Source organism: Streptomyces fumanus (assembly GCF_014655295.1).
In the GTDB taxonomy this organism is placed as follows: Bacteria; Actinomycetota; Actinomycetes; order Streptomycetales; family Streptomycetaceae; genus Streptomyces; species Streptomyces fumanus.
The window spans coordinates 237,755-252,531 of record NZ_BNBI01000011.1 but is presented as its reverse complement, the minus strand read 5'-3'; the positions used below and the strand labels follow the sequence as shown (position 1 = coordinate 252,531).

At 74.0% G+C, this 14,777-nt stretch carries 12 protein-coding genes; 4 read left to right on the top strand and 8 right to left on the bottom strand.

All coding sequences use genetic code 11. From position 1 onward, the window contains the following. Positions 1-470: 470 nt before the first annotated feature. From IE316_RS25095 to IE316_RS25070, 6 genes are all read right to left on the bottom strand, one after another. Entirely contained in the window at positions 471-2,111 is a 1,641-nt protein-coding gene (locus IE316_RS25095; RefSeq protein ID WP_190206726.1) for an alpha/beta hydrolase, read from the bottom strand. An 87-nt stretch (positions 2,112-2,198) separates the two neighbouring features. Next, the gene (locus IE316_RS25090; RefSeq protein WP_190206725.1) at positions 2,199-4,190 is read right to left on the bottom strand and encodes a heavy metal translocating P-type ATPase; all 1,992 of its coding nucleotides are present in this window, start codon (positions 4,188-4,190) and stop codon (positions 2,199-2,201) included. A gap of 93 nt (positions 4,191-4,283) precedes the next feature. Further along, a complete protein-coding gene (locus tag IE316_RS25085; RefSeq protein ID WP_190206724.1) occupies positions 4,284-5,045 on the bottom strand; it encodes a class I SAM-dependent methyltransferase in 762 nt (253 codons plus the stop codon). A 150-nt stretch (positions 5,046-5,195) separates the two neighbouring features. After that, positions 5,196-6,395 carry an aminotransferase class V-fold PLP-dependent enzyme gene (locus tag IE316_RS25080; RefSeq protein WP_190206723.1) on the bottom strand — a complete coding sequence of 400 codons (1,200 nt, stop codon included), beginning with the start codon at positions 6,393-6,395 and terminating at the stop codon, positions 5,196-5,198. 2 nt (positions 6,396-6,397) lie between these two features. Beyond that, positions 6,398-7,723 carry a pyridoxal-phosphate dependent enzyme gene (locus IE316_RS25075; protein ID WP_190206722.1) on the bottom strand — a complete coding sequence of 442 codons (1,326 nt, stop codon included), beginning with the start codon at positions 7,721-7,723 and terminating at the stop codon, positions 6,398-6,400. Further along, on the bottom strand, positions 7,720-9,252 hold the full coding sequence (locus tag IE316_RS25070; RefSeq protein ID WP_190206721.1) for a type III PLP-dependent enzyme domain-containing protein: 1,533 nt from the start codon (positions 9,250-9,252) through the stop codon (positions 7,720-7,722). Before IE316_RS25070 ends, IE316_RS25075 begins: the two co-directional genes overlap by 4 nt. Before the next feature lie 254 nt (positions 9,253-9,506). Here IE316_RS25070 and IE316_RS25065 point away from each other — a divergent pair, with 254 nt between their 5' ends. Beyond that, positions 9,507-10,241: a DUF4142 domain-containing protein gene (locus IE316_RS25065; RefSeq protein ID WP_190206720.1), complete on the top strand. Its 735-nt coding sequence runs from the start codon at positions 9,507-9,509 to the stop codon at positions 10,239-10,241. Positions 10,242-10,255: 14 nt separating this feature from the next. Here the strand turns inward: IE316_RS25065 and ku are convergent, their stop codons facing one another. Continuing rightward, complete coding sequence (gene ku, locus IE316_RS25060) at positions 10,256-11,380, bottom strand: non-homologous end joining protein Ku (protein ID WP_190206719.1); 1,125 nt, start codon at positions 11,378-11,380, stop codon at positions 10,256-10,258. A 67-nt stretch (positions 11,381-11,447) separates the two neighbouring features. On the opposite strand from ku, the gene ligD reads away from it, so the two are divergent. Continuing rightward, positions 11,448-12,329 (top strand): non-homologous end-joining DNA ligase, encoded by an 882-nt coding sequence (gene ligD, locus IE316_RS25055; protein WP_190206718.1) that lies wholly within the window; start codon positions 11,448-11,450, stop codon positions 12,327-12,329. 75 nt (positions 12,330-12,404) lie between these two features. Here ligD and IE316_RS25050 read toward each other — a convergent pair whose 3' ends face one another. Next, complete coding sequence (locus IE316_RS25050) at positions 12,405-13,208, bottom strand: nuclease-related domain-containing protein (RefSeq protein ID WP_190206717.1); 804 nt, start codon at positions 13,206-13,208, stop codon at positions 12,405-12,407. Positions 13,209-13,320: 112 nt separating this feature from the next. On the opposite strand from IE316_RS25050, the gene IE316_RS25045 reads away from it, so the two are divergent. Both IE316_RS25045 and IE316_RS25040 read left to right on the top strand, forming a co-directional pair. Next, the gene (locus IE316_RS25045) at positions 13,321-13,821 is read left to right on the top strand and encodes a protein-tyrosine phosphatase family protein (protein ID WP_190206716.1); all 501 of its coding nucleotides are present in this window, start codon (positions 13,321-13,323) and stop codon (positions 13,819-13,821) included. A 226-nt stretch (positions 13,822-14,047) separates the two neighbouring features. Continuing rightward, entirely contained in the window at positions 14,048-14,776 is a 729-nt protein-coding gene (locus IE316_RS25040; protein WP_229910550.1) for a hypothetical protein, read from the top strand. The last annotated feature ends 1 nt before the right edge of the window (position 14,777 follow it).

The window sequence follows — 14,777 nt, the reverse complement described above, 5'->3', positions numbered from 1 at the left end:
CCGACCCGACCCGGCATAGGTGACGGCACTCCTTGACCTCGGCGCTCAACCAGCTCGCCGCGCTGGCCGAGCTTGTGGAGACGGTATGGCGGCGGTGGGCCATGGACTATCTGTGGACTTGGCCGCACTCCCCACCGGCTCCAAGGCCGTGGCCTGCCGCTTCGCGAGGGAGCCAACCGGCCACCGGAGCCGCGTGCGCAGGTCCGAGTCCTGCCGGGCACTTTGCCTCAACGAGCACGACGATGCGGTTAAGCAGCGCAGATGCCAAGGATGAAGAGCGGGAACCAGCCTCACTGGGTCCCGCTCTTTGTCGTTGGGCGCGGATCACCACGGAGACCAGTCTCCAGGCGTCGTCTGAGAGCCGCAGTGAAGGAGACGTTCCGGTGCAACCTGGTGGAACGGTGCTTCAACCGGCTGAAGCAGTGGCGCCGCATCGTCGGACAAGACGGCCGAGTCCTGCCAGGTGGCCGTCATCGTCGCTGCTCTGCTGACGTGGGCGTGACCGTCGGCAGCAGCTCCGCGGGCCACTTCTGCGGCACGTCGGTGCAGTAGACGTCCCTGCTCGGCATGCGGCCGGTCGTCAGGAAGGTGACCGTGGTTTTGTCGGCGCAGGTGGAGCCCTGGGCGTAGACGGAGTGGCCGCCGTTGTCGACGCCGATGAAGGCGGAGGCGGAGCCGAGGGACTTGTGCAGGCCGAGGCCGGCTTCCCAGGGGGTGGCGTGGTCGCGGCGGTTCTGGAGGATGAGGGTGTTGCGTGGGCCGCCCTTCAGCACCTTGACGGGCGGCTCGGTCGGCTTGGCCCAGTAGGCGCAGGGCCAGATGTTGGCGGGCATGCCCGCGGTGAGCGGCCACTTCTGGCGGTCGGCGGCGGTGCGGGCGGCGTAACCGTCGATGTCGTGCGGCCATTCGGCGTCGCCGCAGGTGAGGGCCATGAACATGGTGGCCTGGTTGTCCGCGGGGACGCCCGGGGTCGGCGGAGTGTCGGCGAGCAGCTCGTTCAGGACCGCGGTGTCGGCGGGTGTGAGGCTCCCGTGGGACAGGTCCTCGGCGGCCTTCCAGAACTCGGTGAGCTTGGGGAGGGTGGTGTTGTGGAGAAGGAGGGCGTAGGTCATGTTGCGCAGGAGTGCGCCGTCCAAGGAGATCGGTGTGCCGGGTATGGGTGCGGGGGTGCGGTCGAGCCGGTCGGCCAGAGCGAGATAGGTGCGGGTCACCTGCGCGGCGGTCGTGCCCAGTTCCAGGGTGTCGGACCGGGCCGCGGCGACGCGGGCGGCGTCGGGGAAGCGGTCGGCCATGCCCTTGCCCCAGGTGTCCGCCACCTGGTGGGCCCATACCTTGGTGGGGTCGACGTTGCCTTCCAGGATCACCCGGTCGGTGCGGTTCTGGAAGAGGGAGCGGTAGACGGTGCCGAGATAGGTGCCGTAGGACTGGCCCCAGTAGGAGATCTTCCGCTCACCGAGCGCCTGGCGGATGCGGTCCATGTCGCGGGCGGTGTTGGCGGTGTTGTAGTGCCGCAGGGTCTTGCCCACCGTGTCGGCGCACTGCTGGGCGGCGGCTCGGGCGTGGGCCACGTTCTTGGTGATCGAGCCGTCCGCGGCGGGATAGGGGAAGAGGCCGGGGACGCTGGGGTCGCGCAGACCGCAGCTCTGCGGGGTGCTGTGTTCGACGCCGCGCGGGTCGAAGCCGATCAGGTCGTAGCGGTCCAGCACGGACTTCGGCAGGGTGGACGCCATGGTCTCGGGCATGTCGAGGCCGCCCACGGCCGGTCCGCCGGGGTTCAGCAGGAGAACGCCGTGTCGCTTCCCGGGCTGGGCGGTGGACAGCCGGGAGACCGCCACGTCGATCTTCGTCCCGCCCGGCTTCCGGTAGTCGAGCGGTACCTTCAGCGTTCCGCAGTCCAGGCGGGGGGTACGGGTCCGTCCGCCGGCCGGGGGCGGGCACTCGCCCCAGGTGATCCGGGCGTCGCCCGCGGTTGCGCCGACGCGCTTGTCCGAGACCGTGGCCGATGGTGAGCCCTCGGCCTCGGCGCCGCACGCGACCAGTGCGGTGCCTGCCAGGGTGGAGACCAGCAGGGCTGCGGCGATGCGGTGGGTGGGACTGCCTGTGGTGGGCATGGTGGTGTCCTTGACTGCTGGATCGGTCGGCCTTGTCGGGCCGTTTCGTTGATGATCCGAGTCAATAAGAGAGCGCCGGCTGGCGCGTCACCCCGGAGAAGGCACTTGCCGGTAGCTCGCTCGGGGGATCCCCCAAGCCTTCTCCCGCAGCAGCCGCAAGCCGTTCAGGCCGACCAGGACCGTCGAGCCCTCGTGACCCGCGACGCCCAGGGGCAGGGGCAGGGTGCCGAAGAGGTCCCACAGGGAGAGGGCGGCGATGAAGGTGCCCGCGATGACCAGGTTCTGGGTGACCAGGCGGTGGGCGCGGCGGGAGAGGGCGACGACCTGGGGGACGGTGGCGAGTTCGTCGCGGACGACGACCGCGTCGGCGGTCTCCAGGGCCAGGTCGGAGCCGGCCCGGCCCATCGCGACGCCGGTGTGGGCGGCGGCCAGGGCGGGGGCGTCGTTGACGCCGTCGCCGACCAGCAGGACCTTGCGGTCGCGGTCCGTCAGGCGTCGTACCGCCGTCACCTTGTCCTCGGGGAGCAGGCCCGCGTGGACGTCGTCGCCCGCGATGCCGACCTCGGTGGCCACGCGGTGGGCGGCGCGTGCGTTGTCGCCGGTGAGCAGGAGCGGGCCGGTGCCGGTCAGGGCGGTGAGCGCGGCGATCGTGGCGGGGGCGTCGGGGCGTACGCGGTCCGCGATGCCCAGGACGCCCAGGCAGTCGCCGTCGCGGGTGACGACGACCGCCGTACGGCCCGCCGCCTCCAGGTCACGTACGGCCGCTGCCGCCGGCCCCTCGACCGGAAGCCGGGACGGGGCGCCCACCCGGATCGTCGCGCCGCGCACCGTCGCGGTCACGCCGACTCCGGGGGCGGAGGCGAAGTCCGTCGCGGGCGGCAGGGCGAGTCCGAGGGCGCGGGCCGCCTCGACGACGGCTCGGGCCAGCGGGTGTTCGCTGGGGTGTTCGGCCGCGGCGGCCAGGGTCAGCAGGTCGGTCTCGGGGACGGTCAGCGGGCGCAGGTCGGTGACCTGGGGGACGCCCTCGGTCAGGGTGCCCGTCTTGTCCAGGGCGACCGTGTCGATCCGGCCCAGGCGTTCCATCACCACCGCCGACTTGACCAGGACGCCGTGCCGGCCCGCGTTGGCGATGGCCGAGAGCAGCGGCGGCATCGTGGCGAGGACCACCGCGCACGGCGAGGCGACGATCATGAAGGTCATCGCCCGCAGGAGGGTGTCGCGGACCTCGGCGCCGAGGGCGAGCGGGATCAGGAACAGGGCCAGCGTGGCGGTGACCATGCCGATCGAGTAGCGCTGCTCGATCTTCTCGATGAAGAGCTGGGCGGGGGCCTTGGTCTCCGAGGCTTCCTCGACCATCCGCACGATCCGGGCGATCACCGAGTCGGACGGGTCGCGTTCGACGCGGACCCGGACCGCGCCCGTGCCGTTCAGGGTGCCGGCGAAGACCTCGTCGCCGGGCCGCTTGGGTACGGGGAGGGGTTCTCCGGTGATGGTGGCCTGGTCGATCTCCGTGCTGCCGGCCAGGACCCGGCCGTCGGCGCCCACCCGCTCCCCCGGGCGGATCAGGAGCGTGTCCCCGACGGCGAGCCGCTCGGTCGGCACCGTCTCCTCCGTGCCGTCGGGCGCCAGCCGGGTCGCCGTGGTGGGGGCGAGGTCGAGCAGGCCGCGTACCGAGTCGGCGGTACGGGCGGTCGCCACCGCCTCCAGGGCACCGGAGGTGGCGAAGATGACGATCAGCAGCGCGCCGTCCAGGAACTGTCCGATGGCGGCGGCGCCGAGGGCGGCGACCACCATCAGCAGGTCCACGTCGAGGGTCTTGTCCTTGAGCGCCTTCAGGCCCGCCCAGCCGGGCTCCCAGCCGCCGGTGACGTACACGGCGGCGTACAGCGGGGCCCAGGTCCACGCGGGGGCGCCGAGCAGGTCGAGCGGGAGGGCCAGGAGGAACAGCAGCAGCGCGGCGGCGGCCCAGCGGGCCTCCGGCAGGGCGAGGACGCGGGTGCGGCGGCGGACGACGGCGCCTTCGCGGACGTCGCCGGGGGCCCGGGACGAGGACAGGGTGGACGACGGCGTGGAGGACATGGCCGACAGAATACAGGAATGGATGAACAGGTCTTCATGCGTTCACCCGCAGTCGCAGTCGCAGTCGCAGTCGCAAGTGCCTACGGCCGCCGTTTACGCCACCGCCGCCAGGACGTGGCTGTCGCCGAACTGCCAGACCGGTGTCACCTCGCGGAAGCCCGCCGCCCGGAGGAGTTCCGTGTGGTGGGCGACGGTCCGCGGGGTGTCCCGCGCGGCCGGGGCCGGGGGGCGGCGGGCGCGTTCCGTGAACAGGTCGGTGAGTTCCGGGTCGCGGGCCGCCGCGCTCCACCAGGACTCCCAGTCCTCCGCGCCGCCCGTCCGCGAGCGTTCGGCGCGCCGGCGTCCGACGTGTGCGGTGAGGGCGGCGCAGGCCGGGCCGGCCGGCGGGAAGTGGTCGCCGTTGACGAGGACGCCGCCGGGGCGGAGCAGGGCGGCCAGGCGGCGGTAGGTGCGGAGCAGGGCGGGACGGGAGAGGTAGTGCAGGGCGGTGGTGGAGACGGCCGCGTCCAGGGGGCGGTCCAGGCCGAGCGCCCGGTCCCAGTCACCGGCGCCGATCTCGGTGTCGACGTATCGCGCGGCGTACGGGTGGTGGGTGCGGCCCAGTTCGAGCAGGACGGGGTCCGTGTCCACGGCGACGATCTCGGCGTCGGGGAAGCGGGCGGCCAGCCGGGCGGCGAGGGAGCCGGGGCCGCAGCCGAGGTCGAGGAGGAGGGGGCGGCCGGAGTGGCCGGCGGTGGCGTGTTCGACGACATCGGCGATCACGGTGAAGCGTTCCTCGCGGTCCAGGGCGTAGCGCTCCTGCTGGCGTTCCCAGCGCTCCACCCATCGGCGGGCCGTCGCCATGCTCACGCCCATCGGCTCACACCCATCGGCTCACACCCATCGGTTCCCACTCATCGCCACATCGGCTTTCGGCGCGTGCGCGCCTCAGCCGTCTCGTTCGTCCCGGGTGGCGCAGACTCTACAGGTGAAAACGGTTCTCATTCACATCGACGGGCCGGGCGCTCAGGCGAGTGATGCGAGGACGTCCAGCAGGCGGTCGATCTCCGCCACGGAGGTGTAGCCGTGCACGCTCACCCGGACGACGCCCTCCGTCTCGTCCGCCCCGGCCTGGCAGAGGGTGTCCGCGCGGACCATGAAGCCGTGGCTGAAGAGGATGAAGCCGAGGTCGTCGGAGGGGATGGCCGGGTGGCGGAAGGAGACCAGGCTGTGCCGGCGCTGCACGTCCGTCCCGGCGGTCAGGCTGGCCTGGCAGCCGAGGATCTCGTACGGGGCGAGGCGGGCCAGGCCCTCGGTGAGGCGGGCGGTGAGGGCGGTGGTCCAGCGGGCGATCCGGTCGACGCCCGCCGTGTCCAGGGCGTCGAGGGCGGCCTCCAGGGAGGCGATGCCCACGGTGTTGGGGGTGCCCCGCCAGCCGCCGGGGCGGAACTCGGGGCCGCGCCGGGGGTCGTTGCGGGCCCAGACGGCGCCGGTGCCGGGCAGGGCGAGGGCCTTGTGGCCGGAGAAGACCACGAAGTCCACGTCCAGGTCGGACACGGAGACGGGGAGGTGGCCGACGCTCTGGGCGGCGTCCAGGCAGATCGGTACGCCGGGGCCGACGGCCGCGCGCAGCCGGTGCACGTTCATGTCGCCGCCGTAGACGTGGTGGACGTGGGTGGCGGCGACGAACCGGGTGCGGGGGCCGACGAGGGCGGGCAGGGCGCGGTGGTCGTAGTCGCCGGAGCCGCGCTGGTAGGGCAGGGGGCGTATCCGGACGCGCACGCCCCGGGCGGCGAGCAGGTCGGCGGCCTCCCGCCAGGGGTCGAGGTTGGCGCGGTGGTCGGCGTGCGGGACGAGGATCTCGTCGCCGTCGGTGAGGTGGGCGGTGAGCCAGTCCCGGGCGACGGTGCGCAGCCCCTCGGTGGTCCCGCTGGTGAAGTGGACGGCGGAGCCGGACCCGCCGGGGTCGCCGAGGAACTCCCCGACCCGGCGGCGGGTGCGTTCCACCAGCTCGGTGGTGCGGTTGGCCCAGGGGTAGGTGCCCCGGCCCGCGTTGGCGTTGGCCGTCGTCAGATACGTCTGTACGGCGTCCAGGACGGCCCGGGGCTTCTGGGCGGTGGCGGCGCTGTCGAGGTAGGCCAGGCCGGGGTGGGCGGTGATGATGGGGAACCCGGCGCGGAAGTCCCGGTGCCAGCCGTCGAGTTCCTTCAGGTCGGCGTCGCTCATGGTCAGTCCCGTACCAGGGGGGCGCCCGCGTCCCGCCAGGCGACGACGCCGCCGGCCAGGCTGCGGACGTCGGGGTGGCCCATGCGGGTCAGCAGGGCGGCGTAGCGGGCGGACTTCTCGCCGACCGGGCAGGCCAGCAGGACGGGGCGGCGGGTGCTGAACGGCAGGCCGCCGCGGAGCAGTTCGCCGAAGAGTTCGTCGGCGATGTTGATCGAGCCGTCGATGTGCAGGGCGGCGTAGGCGTGCGGTCCGCGCAGGTCGACGACGAGGGGGGCCGGGTCGCCCTCGGTGATCCAGCGGCGGGCGGCCTCGGGGCCGACGGTCTTGGCCTCGGCCCGGACCTCGGCCTCGGTGAGGGCGGCGGCGGAGTTCTTCAGCGGGGGCCGGCCGAGGAGTTCGGGGCGGCGCTGGCGGACGTATCCCAGGTAGCTCTCGGCGCGGTCGCAGACGATGAAGACCGCCGTGCGGCGTTCGGTCAGCTCCCGGTCGACGGTACGCAGGTGGCGTATCGCGCCCTGGAAGGCGGCGCCGCCGGTGGGGCCGGAGAGCAGGGCGCAGCGGCGGATCAGGGTGACCATGCCGTCGATGGCCTCGTCGGCGGTGACGGTCTCGATGGTGTCGTACGTGGCCGGGTCGAAGAGGCCGACCTGCTGGACCTCGTCGATGGTGCGGATGCCGGGGATGAAGTCGGACTTGTCGGCGACCAGGCCGATGACCCGCACGTCGGGGTCGTGTTCGCGCAGGACGCGGGCGACTCCGGTGGAGGAGCCGGCGGTGCCGACGCAGGCCACGAAGTAGTCCGGGGCGCGGCCGTCGAGGTCCTTGACGATCTCGGGGCCGGTGCCGGAGGCGTGGGCGTCGGTGTTGCGCGGGTTGAAGTACTGGTCGGTGTGCAGGTAGTGGCCGCCGGGTTCGGCGAGGGCCTGGTGGAAGCGGGTGAGCGGGTCGTCGGTGTCGGTGGGGTCCAGGCACTCGCTGCGGCCGGGGAGTTCCTCGATCTCGGCGCCGAGCAGCAGCAGGAGTTCCTTGATCTCCGGGATGCGCATCCGGTTGGTGACGCTCTTGAACGTCAGGCCGTGCAGTCCGGCGAGGAGGGCGAGGGCCTTGGCGGTGTTGCCGCTGGAGAGTTCCACGACCTGTTCGCCGGGGCCGGCCGCCGCCAGCAGCGGGCGGGCCATGTGCCAGGCGGGGCGGTCCTTGACCGAGCCGAAGGGGTTGAGCATCTCCAGCTTGGCGTACAGGTCGATACGGGTGAGGCCGTGCACGGCCGGGTCGATGCGGACCAGCGGGGTGTTGCCGATGGCGTCGGTGATGCTGTCGTACCTCATGCCGTTCCCCCCGGGTGCGTGGTGGGCCAGTACTCCTCGTCCAGGCACCAGCGCCAGGAGCCGCCGTCGCGGACCACGGCGACCGTCCGGGCGACCGGCTGGCGCTGGGCCCGGTGGGCGTGGAAGTCCATGGCGTAACCGGCGGTGTTGGCGAAGGCGAGCAGGTCGCCGGGGCGGGGCCGGCGGGGCAGGAACACGGTCCTTCGGGTGATCAGGTCGGCCTCCAGACAGAGGTTGCCGAACAGGTGGACGCCCACCGGTCCGGCGTCGGGCGGGCTGTCGGCGGGTGTGGTGTCACCGGATGGGCTGTCGGCGGGTGGGCTGTCGCCGGGGCGCGGCAGGAGGACCGGGTCGACGAGGACGCCGTGTTCCTCCAGGCTCATGTCCCCGGCGTTCATGGCCAGGCGGACCAGGAGGTCGCCCGAGTCGGAGGGGGTGACGTCGAGCACCCGGGCGAGGACGGCGCCGCACTGGTCGACCAGGGCGCGTCCCGGCTGGGTGGACAGGTCGTAGAGGTGTTCCAGGAGCAGGGTGGCGGGCGGGCGGCCGGTGGCCGGGGCGGGGGTGGTGAGCAGCTCGTCGAGGTAGCCGGGGCCGGCGTCGGGGCGGTGGGCCGGGTAGAGGGCGAGGGCGCCGCGCAGGGTGCCGCCCTCGTTGCGCAGGCCGTAGCCGTGGCCGCGCCAGGTGAGGGCGGGGCGGGTGCCGAGGACGGCGTTGCCCAGTTCGGTGGTGTAGCGGTCCCACTGGGCGGCGTCGTCGACGTAGCCGACGCCGAAGCCGCCGCCGATGTCGAGGACGCGGGGGTCCCGGCCGCGGGCGCGCAGGGCGTCCAGGAAGCCGACGCACTGCTCCAGGGCGACGGCCTTCTCGGCGAGGCCGGTGGTGTCCAGGTGGTAGGCGACGCCGACGGGTTCGACGGCGTCGCGGTGCCGGTCGAGGGCGTCCAGCAGGGCCTCGGCCTCGGTCAGGGGGGTGCCGAAGCGGCTGCGCCGGGAGCGGACCCTGACCCCGGTGGCACCGGCGCCGGTGGCGGCGTCGAAGCCGGACAGCCGCGGCAGGACGGCGACCCGGGGCAGCGCGAACCGGCGTACGAGGTCGGCGAGTTGGCCGAGTTCGGTGATCGAGTCGGGGTGGACGGTGACGCCGGTACGGGCGGCCAGCCACAGGAACGCGGGGTCCTTCGGGCCGGTGGCCGTGATCCGGTCCGGGGTGAAGCCGGAGGCCAGCGCGTGCTGGAGTTCGCCGAGCGAGGCGACGTCCACGCCGACGGCGGCCGGGTCGGCGGCGGCCAGCCGGCGCAGCAGGCTGTTCGCGCCGTTGGCCTTGTGGGCGAAGGTGACCCGGCCGGCGAGGTGGTGCTTGCGGTAGACGGCGAGGAAGCGCTCGGCGTTCTCCGCGACGCGGTCGGGCAGCAGCACGTTGAGCGGGGAGCCGAGGGCGTCGACGAGGGTGTGCAGGAGGTGCGGGGTGTCCAGCAGTGCGTCCAGCGGGGGTTCGAGCCGGGGTCGCAGGTATAAGGGCACGCGCACGTCGGGTTCCTCCCGCGGGGACCGGCCAGTGGTTCGGAGGCATCATTTCCGAATACATACGTCTTTATGCTCGGGGCCGGTGGGGAGCGCGCGGCGAGCCGGGCGCCGGGGTGGTGAGCGAGGCGGGCGCCGGGGCGGTGAGTGAGCCGGGCACCGGGGCCGTGAGCGGGGCGGGCGCCGGGCCGTGAGCGGGGCGGGCGCCGGGCACGTACCTCCTGCCGTACGCGAGGGGTTCGTGTCGTACGGGAGGCAGCATGCGCATGTCCCGCGGCGGGTTCGGGGTGGTCGCCCTGTTCGGTCTGCTGGGTCTGACCCTCACCGCGCTGGCGTTCCCGTCGGTGGTCGGGCTGGAGGGGAAGCCGGGCGGTCAGGACCGGGTGGTGGCCAGTACCCCGTTCGGGCCGCTGACCGAGGCCGACCGGGACTTCGTGGTGAAGGTGCGGGCGGCGGGGCTGTGGGAGTACCCGCTGGGCGAGCTGTCGATGCGGCGGGGGACGACGGAGGCGATGCGGGAGGCCGGCGCGCACCTGGTCGCCGGCCACGCGGGGCTGGACGCCGCCTGCCGCCGGATCGCCCCGCGACTGGGCATCACCCTGCCCAACCGGCCCAGTCCGCAGCAGCAGGGGTTCGTACGGACGGTGTCGGCGGCCTCGGGCGAGGAGTTCGACGCGACGGCGGTCACCATCATGCGCGTCACCCACGGGCAGATCTTCCCGGTGGTCGCCGGCATCCGGGCGACCACCCGGAACACGCTGGTGCGGGAGCTGGCCGACCTGGCCAACGACACCGTCCTGGACCATATGACGGTCCTGGAGAGGACCGGCCTGGTCGGATTCGGGGAGGTCGGCTTCCGGCAGACCGCGCCCGCGAAGCTGCCCGGGGACCGGACCACCCCGCCGCCGCCCCGGCCGGGCGAGCCGGTCGCCGTCCTCACGCCCCGGCCGGACCTGGACGTGCGGACCGGGGGGCCGGCGGGCGAGGGCCGCTGAGCCGCCGTACCCGGTCAGGCGCTGCGCTTGCGGGAGGCCGTCTTCTTGGCGGAGGTCTTGGACGCCGACGCCCCCGACGACGACTTGGCCCCCGTTCTGGACGCCGTCTTGGAGGCCGTCTTCTTCGCGGTGCCCTTCGCCGTGGCCGTGGTCTTCTTCTCCGTGCTCCTGGCCGTCGACTTCTTCGGGGCGTCCGCGGCCTTCCGGCCGGCGGCGGCCGTCTTCTTCGCCGTGGAGGTCGACTTGCGGCCGGCGGGCTGCTTGGGGGCGGCGCGGGACGTCTTGCGCCGCGGCAGCGATCTGACCTCCGCCTCGGCCCGCTCCCCGGCCTGCTCGCCGGGCTCCTCCTCCCCCGGTTCCTCCCCGCGCGAGCGGCGGGCCGCCCGGACGCTGTTCTCCAGGGCCGCCATCAGGTCCAGGACCTTGCCGGGCGTCGCCGCACGCGGCGCCTCGGGGGGCGCCTCCCCCGCCGCCTTCGCGGCGATGACCTCTTCCAGGGCCTCGCGGTACTCGTCGTGCAGATCGTCCAGGTCGATCTCGCCGAGGGTGTCCATCAGGGCGTCCGCGAGATCCAGTTCCTTGTCGCGGACGGTGACGTCGGTGTCGGGGGCGACGCCCTCGGGGGCGCGTACCTCGTCCGGCCAGAGCAGCCCGTGCATGGCGATCGCGTCGCCCACCACCCGCAGCATGCCCAGCCGCTCCCGGCCGCGCAGCGCGTACTTGGCGATGGCGACCCGGTTGCTGCGCTTGAGCGCCTCGCGCAGCAGCGTGTACGGCTTGGCGGCGGGGGCGCCGCCGGCCGCGAGGTAGTAGGCGGCGCCCATCTGGAGCGGGTCGATGCGGTCCTCGGGGACGAAGGCCACGATCTCGATGGTCCGCGCGGTCGGGATCGGCAACTGCTCCAGGTCCTCGTCGGAGATCGGGATCATCGAGCCGTCGGCGTCCTCGTACGCCTTGCCGATCTCCGCCGAGGTGACCTCGCGGTCCTCCAGTTCGCAGACCTTGCGGTAGCGGATGCGGCCGCCGTCCTCCGTATGGATCTGGCGGAAGGAGATCGCGTGGCTCTCGGTCGCGTTCACCAGCTTGATGGGGATGCTGACCAGGCCGAACGAGATGGCGCCGTTCCAGATGGATCGCACGTGCCGCACCCTTCCTCTCGATGGCCACGCGGGGCGGTATGTCCCTGTTTTATGAGATTCTCACGGTATGGCGCCTATCACAGAGGTGGAGGGGCGGCGGGTGGCCCTCAGCAACCTGGAGAAGGTGCTGTATCCCGCGACCGGGTTCACCAAGGCCGAGCTGCTGCACTACTACGCGACCGTGGCCGGGGTGCTCCTCCCCCATCTGCGGGACCGGCCGGTGTCCTTCCTGCGGTATCCGGACGGGCCGGACGGGCAGCGGTTCTTCACCAAGAACGTGCCGCCGGGTACGCCCGACTGGGTCACCACCGCCGAGGTGCCGCGCTCGGAGGGGCCCTCCCGGATGGTGCTGGTGCGGGACCTGCCGAGCCTGATGTGGGCGGCGAACCTGGTGGCCGAGTTCCACACCCACCAGTGGGTGGCCGTCGACCCCGAGCGGGCCGACCGGCTGGTCTTCGACCTGGACCCGGGGCCGCCCGCGACCGTCGTGCACTGCTGCGAGGTCGCGCTGTGGCTGCGCGAGCGGCTTCGGCGGGACGGCATCGAGGTGTACGCCAAGACGTCCGGGGCGAAGGGGCTGCACCTGCTGGCCGGGGTGCGGGGGTCCTCCTCGGAGCGGGTGTCGGAGTACGCCAAGGCCCTCGCGGTGGAGGCGGAGCGGGCCATGCCGGAGCTGGTGGTGCACCGGATGACGCGCAGTCTGCGGCCGGGGAAGGTGTTCGTGGACTGGAGCCAGAACGCCGCGCGGAAGACCACCGCCGCCCCCTACACCCTGCGGGCCCGCGCCGAGCCGGCCGTGTCCGCGCCGGTCACCTGGGAGGAGGTGGCCGGGTGCCGGGCACCGGGGGATCTGGCGTTCCTGGCGGCGGACGTGGTGGCCCGGGTGCGGGACTCCGGGGATCTGCTGGCCCCGCTGTTCGACCGGGGGGCGGCGGGGGCGCTGCCGTGACGGGGCGTGGTTCGGCGGGGGGGTGCCGGACGCGGGAGGCGGGGAGGGGCCAGCCGCCGGGATCGGGGACGCGTCTCAGACCCGGGTCCAGGTGGCCCGGTCGCGGGCCAGGGCGTGCAGGGACTCGACGTCCGCCGGTTTGAGGACGCCGCCGGGGCGGGACAGCTCGGGCAGTTCCGTGTCGGTGAGGACGCGGACCTCCCGGGGCGGGGCGGTCACCGTGACGGAGGCGGCGCCGACCAGGACGAGCACCGGGCGGACCTCGGCGGTCAGGGCGTAGGAGGCGCGGTGGGCGTCGGCGCGCACCCGGTCCAGCAGCGGCCGGGGCTCCCGGCGCCCCAGGGCGACCAGCGGATCGGCGACCCGCACGCGCAGCCTGCGGGCGTACCGCGCGTGCACGGCGAAGAGGCCGCCGGGGCCGATCAGCAGATGGTGGATGCGGTCGCCGCCCGGCAGCGGCACGGAGTGCAGGGTGTGCCAGCCGGCGCCGTCGAGCCGGTCCAGGGCCTCCCCGGTGGCCTGCTCGGCGGCCAGTGCCCGGCGCCGGGGGTCGGCGCGCAGCCGGTGCGGCGGGCCGGGGTCGCGGTCCAGGTCGATCAGGAGGGCCTCGCCGGGCCGGTTGGGGGCCAGGTCGTCGTCGGGGTGCAGGGTCAGCCGGGCCAGCTCGGCCGAGGTGGGCACCGGGGGCGGGCCGACGGTGACGGGGCCGGTGAGGAACGGGGCCAGGGCGTCCAGCACGTCCTGGCGGCGCTCGTCGCCGAGCAGGCTGACCCGGCCCGTGTCCCGGTCGTACCAGGCGATGTTCCGGCCGTCGGCGAGACAGACGTAGAGCCGGTCCCGGCCGCGGCGCCGGCGCGGTACGACGCGCAGTCCGCTCATGCACCATCACCCCGGACCATGGGAACAGGCGGGGTGCTCCAGGGGCAAGAACCCGGCTACCTTGGACAGCGCTCGGTCCGGCGGAGGCGACCACGGGGAGGCGCGCTTGCGTATGCGGGGCGGAGAGGCCGGCGTACCGGCTCCGGACAGTCCGTGGAACGAGATCGTGCCCGGTCTGTGGATGGGCGGGCACCAGTACCGCAGGTCCCCCGGGCAGTTGGCGTCCGCCGTGGTGGGGGACGAGTTCGACCTGGTGCAGACCCTGCTGCGGCTGCCCGGACACGGGCCGGCGGCGGGCGTCGAGCACCAGGTGTGGCCGATCCCCGACGGGCCGCTGGACGGCACCCAGTTGGCCGGGGTGATCCGGCTGGCGGAGGCCGCGTGCGCGGCGCTGGACCGGGGCCGCAGGGTTCTCGTCCGCTGCTACCACGGGTACAACCGCTCGGGTCTGGTCGTCGCCCACGCCCTGGTCCGGCGGGGCCGGTCCCCGGAGGAGGCGATCCGGCTGATCCGGGCCCGGCGCTCGCCCTGGGCGCTGCACAACGAGCTGTTCGTGGAGTACCTGCGCACGGGGCTGCCGACGGTCCGGCTGCTGGAGGAGCTGGCGGAGTAGGTCTCTCTCCCCACCGACCCGCCCCGCACGACACCGGGCCCCGCAACGCCCCCCCCCCCCCCCCCCCCCCCCCCGCGAGCCGGCGGAGTAGGTCCCCACCCGCCGGGAGGGCGCGCGCCCGCCACCGGGAACCCGCCGGTACCGCGCCGGTACCGGTGCGCAAAAGGGACGTCCGCCTGAATAAGGTGGTCCGGGTCATCGACGAGCCACGAACCGCGGGAGTGCCGTGCCCCCCAGTCGCCGCCGGCGCGCGTTGCGTCCCCTCGCCACCGGGGCCCTGGTGCTCGCGGCCGGCTCCGGCTGCGGCGACTCCGGCGGGCCGCTGAGCGCGGGCGCGACCCCGACCGCGGTGAGCCCGGCGCGGCTCTGGCCCGGACTGCCGCCGGCCTCCAGTCCGGCGTGGGACTACGGCGAGACGGACACCGAGACCGTCGAGGGCGTCCGCGTGCCGGACGGCGATGTGCGCCGGGTGGACCCGGCGGCGGTGGTCCGCGCGGAGATCGCCGCGCACCCGGAGGACTACGCCGGGGCGAAGGCCCCGTACCGCGAGACCGGCGCGCGGCTGGCCGGGTGCGGCGCGGACCGGGACCGGTGCCCGCTGCTCACGCCGTACTACCGGGACCTGACCGGGGACGGCCGGGACGATCTGACGCTGGGCTTCCGGCTGCCGCCGACCGGGCAGACGGCCGTGCGGGTCTACACCGTCATCGGGCACGAGCTGGTGCGGGTGATGTCGAACAACGACGCGGTGAGCGCGGTGGAGCTGGCCGGACGGTCGGTGATCATCAGGTCGCCGTCCGAGGTGGCGGGGTACGAGTACCGGCTCCAGTGGACCTGGGACGCCGACCAGCGCGCGATGCTGCTCACCCACGACGAGATGCTGCGCACCGGGGACCACGGGCACCCCCGGCCCCGGCGCACGCCCTCGCCCTCGCCCTCGGGGGGCGCCCGGTGAG

Excerpts from the sequence above, each read along its gene's own strand:
- IE316_RS25095 (WP_190206726.1), bottom strand. The coding sequence starts at position 2,111 with ATGCCCACCACAGGCAGTCCCACCCACCGCATCGCCGCAGCCCTGCTG.
- IE316_RS25090 (WP_190206725.1), bottom strand. The coding sequence starts at position 4,190 with ATGTCCTCCACGCCGTCGTCCACCCTGTCCTCGTCCCGGGCCCCCGGC.
- IE316_RS25085 (WP_190206724.1), bottom strand. The coding sequence starts at position 5,045 with ATGGGCGTGAGCATGGCGACGGCCCGCCGATGGGTGGAGCGCTGGGAA.
- IE316_RS25080 (WP_190206723.1), bottom strand. The coding sequence starts at position 6,395 with ATGAGCGACGCCGACCTGAAGGAACTCGACGGCTGGCACCGGGACTTC.
- IE316_RS25075 (WP_190206722.1), bottom strand. The coding sequence starts at position 7,723 with ATGAGGTACGACAGCATCACCGACGCCATCGGCAACACCCCGCTGGTC.
- IE316_RS25065 (WP_190206720.1), top strand. The coding sequence starts at position 9,507 with ATGCGCATGTCCCGCGGCGGGTTCGGGGTGGTCGCCCTGTTCGGTCTG.
- ligD (WP_190206718.1), top strand. The coding sequence starts at position 11,448 with ATGGCGCCTATCACAGAGGTGGAGGGGCGGCGGGTGGCCCTCAGCAAC.
- IE316_RS25050 (WP_190206717.1), bottom strand. The coding sequence starts at position 13,208 with ATGAGCGGACTGCGCGTCGTACCGCGCCGGCGCCGCGGCCGGGACCGG.
- IE316_RS25045 (WP_190206716.1), top strand. The coding sequence starts at position 13,321 with ATGCGGGGCGGAGAGGCCGGCGTACCGGCTCCGGACAGTCCGTGGAAC.